A 6,989-nucleotide genomic window follows, 5' to 3' on the forward strand; every position below is an offset into this window, starting at 1 on the left:
AATTGGTATATTTTTGATAAATATTCCAGTTTTGCGCACTTGACTATTTTTAAAATTTTTTGTGCAACGCTAATGATTCCGTTTAAAAGATCTATACCGTTTTAGTAAAGAAAAAGCGAAGCGCAAAAAAGATATAGATGAGTAGGTGAAAGCGTGAGAGTAAATTTAACTGTAAAACCAAATCTACAGCTACGATCCTTCTACCTATTCTTTATGATTGTCTCTATCCAAATTGGTGTAGGGATTATGGGAGTACCTAGAATTATATTTGCAGAGACAGGTAGGGATTCATGGTTGGCTGTCATTATTGCATTCATCTATATCCTATTTCTTCTCATAGCTATGTTCTTGATTTTAAAGCAGTATCAGAATGCAGATATTTTTGGAATCCAAGTAGATCTATTTGGCACATGGATAGGCAAGCTTCTCGGAGCCATTTATGTTGTATATTTCGGATTATGTCTATTCACTGTTTTGATTACGTATATTGAAGTAGTAACGATTTTTATTTTTCCAGGGTTAAATAATTTTTTGATGGCATTATTATTAATTGCCTTAATTATTTATAGTGTTATGGGAGGTATTCGAGTAGTTGTTGGTGTTTGTTTTCTTTTTTTCATTCTCTCTCATTGGCTTGTCCTATTATTAGCACAACCAATCTGGGAAATGGACTGGTCTCATTTCCAGCCAATGTTTCAATCCTCCTTAACAGAATTACTAAAGGGTGCACGGAGTACCGCTTATACGTTCAGTGGGCTAGAGTTCCTGTTTTTAATCTATCCATTTGTTATAAATAAGAAAAGTGTAAAACTACCTGTATATTTAGGGGCACTCTGGTCTGCCCTACTAGTACTCGCTGCAACAGTTATTGTTACTGGTTTTTTTACACCTGAGGAGATCAGTGCAAGAGAATGGTCTGTCCTCGGTTTGTTCAAAATTCAATCATTCTCTTTTGTAGAACGGTTTGACTATATCGTCGTAACTGCATGGATGATGGTCACCTTACCAAATATGATTCTTTGCTGCTGGGCTATTACCTATGGGCTTAAGCGCTTATATTATTTCCCACAAAAATACTCTCTCTATGTCTTAGCAGCTATACTTGCAGTTGCCAGTATATTTACAAAAGAGCACTATCTTATACAGTTCATCATTAACTTTACTGCACAACTTGGTTTTTGGCTCGTTTATGTGTATCCATTTCTATTGCTAATTCTTGTCATCGTAAAAAAACGAATAAACAAACGGAATGGAGGACTGACTCATGCTAAATAAAGGAATGCTCTTTTCTTTAGCTGCCTCCCTGTTTTTAGTAACAGGATGTATGCAAATGAAACCAATTGAACGATTAGCTATTATTAACGCAAGAGGTGTTGATCTTTCAGGTGAAGATTTAATTGATACTACCTTGGTTATTTTCCAATTTGATACACAGACAAAAGATATTTCTAAAATTGCTTCAGGTACTGGAAAAACAATTAAAGAAGCAAGATACGATGCAAATACGAAAACGAGTTTCTCACTAACTCCCGGGCAGATTCGCCTCGAACTTTATGGAATGGATGTAGCTAAAAAGGGAATTTTCCCCTATTTAAACACATTAGTTCGTGATGCTCGAACATCTGACAGAGTACTATTAGCAATAACAGATACAACTGCCAAAGAAGTAATAACAAAAGGACAAGAGGAAACAAATATAAATGTGGGACTATTTATGAACGGGCTAATTAATCAAAAGATCCAAGATGATAGTATACCTAAGACAGAGCTCTATGATTTTACACATGCTTATTTTGAAAAGGGGCAGGACCCCGTACTGCCTATCATCAGCTCAGTTGAAGGAACACCAAAGTTTTCAGGAATAGCTATGTTTCAAAATGATAGCTATGTCGACAGGCTGACGTTGCATGATGCCTTGCTAATTAATTTATTTCAAAAGACCATTCACTCTGCTCCATTTGATATTAGCGTACAATCAGAACCCCTTAAACCTTATTTTCAAAAAAGTCTTTCCGGTCAAAAGGAGGAAGAAATTCATCTAAATGGTAGAATTATTAAAGGAAAAAACAATACACAATTGCTGGATAAAAACCAGTTGCGGTTTCAAACAGACATTACCATTCAGATGAATTTGCTGGAGATGTCTTTAGAACTGGAATTAGAAAATAAGGGTGTCATTGCTAAATTGGAAAAACAAATCGAAAAACAGATCAAGAAGAAATATGAAGCGCTTTTAGAGAAAACACAGGAAATGAAGGCTGACCCATTTGGATATGGCGAAATTTACCGAGAGCATAAAGCTAACGGAGAGTTAGAGAAAAATGAATGGCGTGAGAAATACCCAGATATTGACGTGAATTACAATGTCGATGTAAAAATCGTTGAATACGGAACAATTAGATAGGGTCGAGCTATTTGAACATTTAAATACAGCCACAGATCAAAATACAGAGCCACTATCCCTTTGTGACAGTGGCTCTACGATTATTTTCCATTCTGTACTTCTGTAAGTATCTCAATAACGCGATCTCGTGCCTCTTCGCTCTTATATTGCTTCATTGTATCGATCATAATTGGTGCAAATTCCTTTAATTGTTCCAGCTCATGTACAAGCGTGTCTTCTGACAACGATTCCTCTTCTAACACTCTTGCATACCGTTTCTCGGCAAAGGATTTTGCATTTATGATCTGATCTCCTCTGCTAGCTTGACGAGATAATGGTATTAGCAGCATCGGCAATTGCAGTGCAAGAAATTCAAAGATAGCATTAGACCCTGCACGCGATAGAACATAGTCACTTATTGCAAAGATATCTTTTAAATCATCTGTAATATATTCAAATTGGACGTAGCCATTTTCTTTTATCTGATGGTCAATTTTACCTTCACCACAAATATGAATGACCTGAAATAATGGTACTAGCTTTGGCAAGCTATCCCGAACGGTTTCATTTATTTTTTGTGATCCTCCGCTTCCGCCCATGATTAATAAGATCGGCTTTTCCTTTGTAAGCCCTGTTAAAGCAAGACCTTTTTCTCTATTCCCTTGAAATAGTTCATCTCGTACTACTGCTCCAACATATTCTGATTTTTTTTCTGGCACATAATTTATCGTTTCTGAAAATGTTGTTAGTACTTTTTTAGCAAATGGTATAGCTATTTTATTTGCTAGACCAGGTGTATAATCAGACTCATGAACTACTGCCGGTACACCAGTTAGTTTTGCAGCCAGCATGACAGGTACAGATACAAATCCACCCTTGGAAAAAATAACGGATGGCTTGCGTTTCTTAATTATTTTCGCTGCTTGCATTGTTCCTTTCAAAACTTTAAATGGATCTTTCAAATTCTCTATCGACATATAACGACGGAGCTTTCCTGTTGAAATAGGATGATAAGTTACACCATCCACTTCTCCTATAAGCTTTCGTTCGATACCATCTTTTGAACCAATATAATCAATGTCCCAGCCTTTATCTCGATAGTACGGAATCAGAGCTAAATTAACAATGACATGCCCTGCAGATCCGCCTCCAGTAAATAGTATTCGTTTATTTTTCATTATGTGAAAACGTCCTTTCTTCCAAACTGCTCTATAAAACGGTATAATAATTTTTACGCTCCTCTTCTATCCTATTAGAAAATACATGAAAAAGGAAGAGAATTATGTATCAGACAACAACGCTAAAGGAAAAACTAAAATTATTCGCTGTAATATTAATTCCTATACTAATTACCCAAGTGAGTATGTACTTAATGAATATATTTGATACTGTCATGTCAGGTCGTGCTGGTGCAGTAGATCTAGCAGGTGTCGCGATCGGGACGAGCTTATGGGTTCCTATTTTCACTGGTATAAATGGGATTTTACTTGCCATTACTCCCATAATTGCACATCTCACAGGAGCTAGCTCTGAAAATAAAGTTACCAATAGTGTACAGCAGGCAATATATTTATCAATTGTTCTTGCCATAATTGTATGTACTATTGGTGGTATATTACTAAACCCTGTTTTAAACCTAATGGAACTCGAAGCTGGGGTTCGACAAACTGCGAAATATTATCTTATTGCCTTAGGGACAGGAGTAATTCCTCTCTTTATCTTTAATACAGTAAGATGCTTTATCGACGCACTAGGGCAAACACGGATATCTATGCTCATTATTCTTATATCCTTGCCGCTTAACTTATTTTTTAACTATATCTTTATTTTTGGTAAATTTGGGATTCCAGCATATGGCGGAATTGGCGCAGGAATTGCAACCTCGATAACCTATTGGCTTGTATCCATTTTGGCACTAGCCGTTATTTATAAAATTACCCCTTTTCGTAAATTTTCTATTTTGACGAATTGGGTAAAACCTTCTGCAAAGGATTGGTGGGAGCAATTAAAAATAGGTATCCCAATTGGTTTTGCCATGTTTTTTGAAACAAGCATTTTCTCTGCTGTAACGCTATTTATGAGTGTATATAGTACCTATACTATCGCCGCCCACCAAGCAGCAATTAATTTCGCATCCTTGCTCTATATGATTCCATTAAGCGTTGGAATGGCGCTGACTATTGCTATAGGTTACGAAATAGGTGCCAAACGATATTTAGATGCACGTACGTATGGATATATCGGTATTAGTGGTGGCATATTTATCGCCCTTTTTGCAGGATTTGTATTATATATTACAAGAGATTGGGTAGCCGCCATGTACAATTCAAATCCTGAAGTTATCCAGCTTACAAAGCAATTTATCTTTTATGCTATCTTCTTCCAGCTCGCTGATGCATTTGGTGCACCCATCCAAGGAGCATTGCGCGGTTATAAAGATGTTAATGTTACGTTAATCATGGCGTTAATCTCCTATTGGATAATTGGTTTACCGGTTGGTTGGATTTTAGCAAACTATACAGTTCTTGAACCTTTTGGCTATTGGGTTGGTATAATTACTGGATTGACTGTGGGAGCTATCGCTCTATTATGGCGTTTACTTTATCTACAACGGAAATTTGTCCATACCTCCCATTTGCATTAGCATGGATGATGAAAGCGAGTCCCAATGTATGAAGTTATTCGGATCGTAGCTCAGTTCATGTTTTGAAATGTGATCATTATTAACCAGCTAACTAGTTAAAGAAAAAACACGTTACCAAATGGATCTTCGGACTCGTGCTGTTTCACCGGAATCTCGCTTATTTCAGGTGCTAAAATATTTATTCTAATCAAAAAACGAGCGATAATTAATTTCATTCAACTAATCATCGTTCGTTTTTGATTGTTTCTTATTTACATTTGTCTTAGACTCCAATCATCCTACCTATCATATCTTATAAGAATAAGCCGGCAACGGTAGCTGATAAGATCGATGCTAAAGTTGCACCAAGGAGCAATTTTAGCCCGAAGCCAGATACGCTCACAGCTTTCTTTGCATCAATTCCCTTAACAGTTCCAGCAATAATACCGATGGAGGAGAAGTTTGCAAAGCTTGTTAAGAAGACAGAAACGATACCAACGGTTTTCTCTGACAGAGAATCAATCGATGGTTGGAATTGTAACATTGCGACAAATTCATTTGTTACAATTTTTGTTCCCATAATTGATCCAGCTTGGACGACCTCACCTGGAGATATCCCCATCAGAATACCAATAGGAGCTATAATATACCCCAAAATTTGTTGAAGTGTCGCTCCAGAAAAGATTAATTGAATCAGCCAATTTACAAGCTCTAATGAAGCAATAAACGCAATCAACATTGCCGCTACAATTAAAGCTATCTTTCCGCCTTCTAGCGCACCATTCCCCATCGCCTCGAAAATACTTTTATCATTCGTCACATCTTTAATATCCACAACGTCTTCTTCTTTCGGTACTTTAACCGGTGCAATTATTGAAGAAATCATTAATGCGCTTAACATGTTCAAAGGCAGTGCAACTAATACATAGTCATTAGGCAAAATTTGCAAATATGCTCCAACAATCGACGCGGATACAGACCCCATGGCGGAAGCACTTACAATATAAAGCCGATTAGCATTTAAATGATGAAATTGTGAACGAATAGCAATCAATGCTTCAGATTGTCCAAAGAATATACTGTTTACAGCATTAAATGACTCAACCTTTGGAAGCCCTGTCACTTTTGATATTAACCCACCCAAATATTTAATAAGTGGTGGAAGAATACGTAAATATGTTAAAACGGATAACAACGTAGCAAAGAAGATGATTAATAATAGGACATTGAAGAAGAATACGCCGCCTTCCTCTAATACGAATCCACCTACTACGAAATTGATCCCTTCTGTACCGAATTCAATTAATTTATTAAAACCAGCTGAAATTCCTGTAATAATCGTTTGACCAATTTTGGTCTCGAACATAAAAAAGGTGATCAACAGCTGAAAGACTAACATAATGATAATACCTTTATAATTTATACTTTTCTTATCATTAGACATTAAAAATGCTAGTCCCAGGACAACGACGATCGCCAGTAATCCTAGAAGTATTCCCACACTGATTTCCTCCCTATTGTAACTGTTTTCATTATTTCTGATACATAGGTCATTGTACCAAGTTGTCAGACGTCATGCAAGAGATTGTTTTTTCTGTAAATTTAAATATCCTGTTTTATTTGTTCCCCTTTTTAAATAGAAAAAACAAATTATTTTGCTTCTATCCCAAAAACAAAAGCGGAAGCGAGCGACTAGAGCGAAGTAAAGGAATCACAGTGAGCTTGCGAGCTGATGATGACTTAGATTCGTGCAATTCATGAAGCAGCCTAGTTTCTGGACGCGGCTCAACACGCCCATATCTTTCCACACGGGCTAATTTTATAGTTTCTAGACTATTAAAAAAACGGAGCAAAATTAGCTCAGTCCTTATCACTACATGCTCCGATTTACGCTTCCTCTAGTAGTTATTATGGAATAATAGCTACTGCTTGACCACCACTCCGGCTGCCCACTTCCCTTTCCGTGGGGTTTGTCCTTCCGCT

At 36.8% G+C, this 6,989-nt stretch carries 5 protein-coding genes; 3 read left to right on the plus strand and 2 right to left on the minus strand.

What is annotated here, in order from left to right:
* The first annotated feature begins 153 nt into the window (after positions 1 to 153).
* A complete protein-coding gene (locus tag Q1A47_RS19450) occupies positions 154 to 1,275 on the plus strand; it encodes a GerAB/ArcD/ProY family transporter (RefSeq protein ID WP_166529823.1) in 1,122 nt (373 codons plus the stop codon).
* Positions 1,265 to 2,404: a Ger(x)C family spore germination protein gene (locus tag Q1A47_RS19455; protein WP_080668752.1), complete on the plus strand. Its 1,140-nt coding sequence runs from the start codon at positions 1,265 to 1,267 to the stop codon at positions 2,402 to 2,404. The genes Q1A47_RS19450 and Q1A47_RS19455 overlap by 11 nt, the downstream gene beginning before the upstream one ends.
* Before the next feature lie 80 nt (positions 2,405 to 2,484).
* On the opposite strand, the gene Q1A47_RS19460 is transcribed toward Q1A47_RS19455, so the two are convergent.
* Positions 2,485 to 3,561 (minus strand): undecaprenyldiphospho-muramoylpentapeptide beta-N-acetylglucosaminyltransferase, encoded by a 1,077-nt coding sequence (locus Q1A47_RS19460; protein ID WP_166529822.1) that lies wholly within the window; start codon positions 3,559 to 3,561, stop codon positions 2,485 to 2,487.
* A gap of 104 nt (positions 3,562 to 3,665) precedes the next feature.
* On the opposite strand from Q1A47_RS19460, the gene Q1A47_RS19465 reads away from it, so the two are divergent.
* Positions 3,666 to 5,027, plus strand: coding sequence for an MATE family efflux transporter (locus tag Q1A47_RS19465; protein ID WP_026682768.1), 1,362 nt, complete (start codon positions 3,666 to 3,668; stop codon positions 5,025 to 5,027).
* A 292-nt stretch (positions 5,028 to 5,319) separates the two neighbouring features.
* Here the strand turns inward: Q1A47_RS19465 and Q1A47_RS19470 are convergent, their stop codons facing one another.
* Positions 5,320 to 6,507 carry a NupC/NupG family nucleoside CNT transporter gene (locus tag Q1A47_RS19470; protein ID WP_026682769.1) on the minus strand — a complete coding sequence of 396 codons (1,188 nt, stop codon included), beginning with the start codon at positions 6,505 to 6,507 and terminating at the stop codon, positions 5,320 to 5,322.
* Positions 6,508 to 6,989: the final 482 nt, after the last annotated feature.

It is taken from the genome of uncultured Virgibacillus sp. (assembly GCF_947495635.1).
Taxonomy (GTDB): Bacteria; Bacillota; Bacilli; order Bacillales; family Amphibacillaceae; genus Virgibacillus; species Virgibacillus salarius.

Coding starts and splice junctions, on each gene's coding strand:
- Q1A47_RS19455 (WP_080668752.1), top strand. CDS start 1,265: ATGCTAAATAAAGGAATGCTCTTTTCTTTAGCTGCCTCCCTGTTTTTA.
- Q1A47_RS19465 (WP_026682768.1), top strand. CDS start 3,666: ATGTATCAGACAACAACGCTAAAGGAAAAACTAAAATTATTCGCTGTA.
- Q1A47_RS19460 (WP_166529822.1), bottom strand. CDS start 3,561: ATGAAAAATAAACGAATACTATTTACTGGAGGCGGATCTGCAGGGCAT.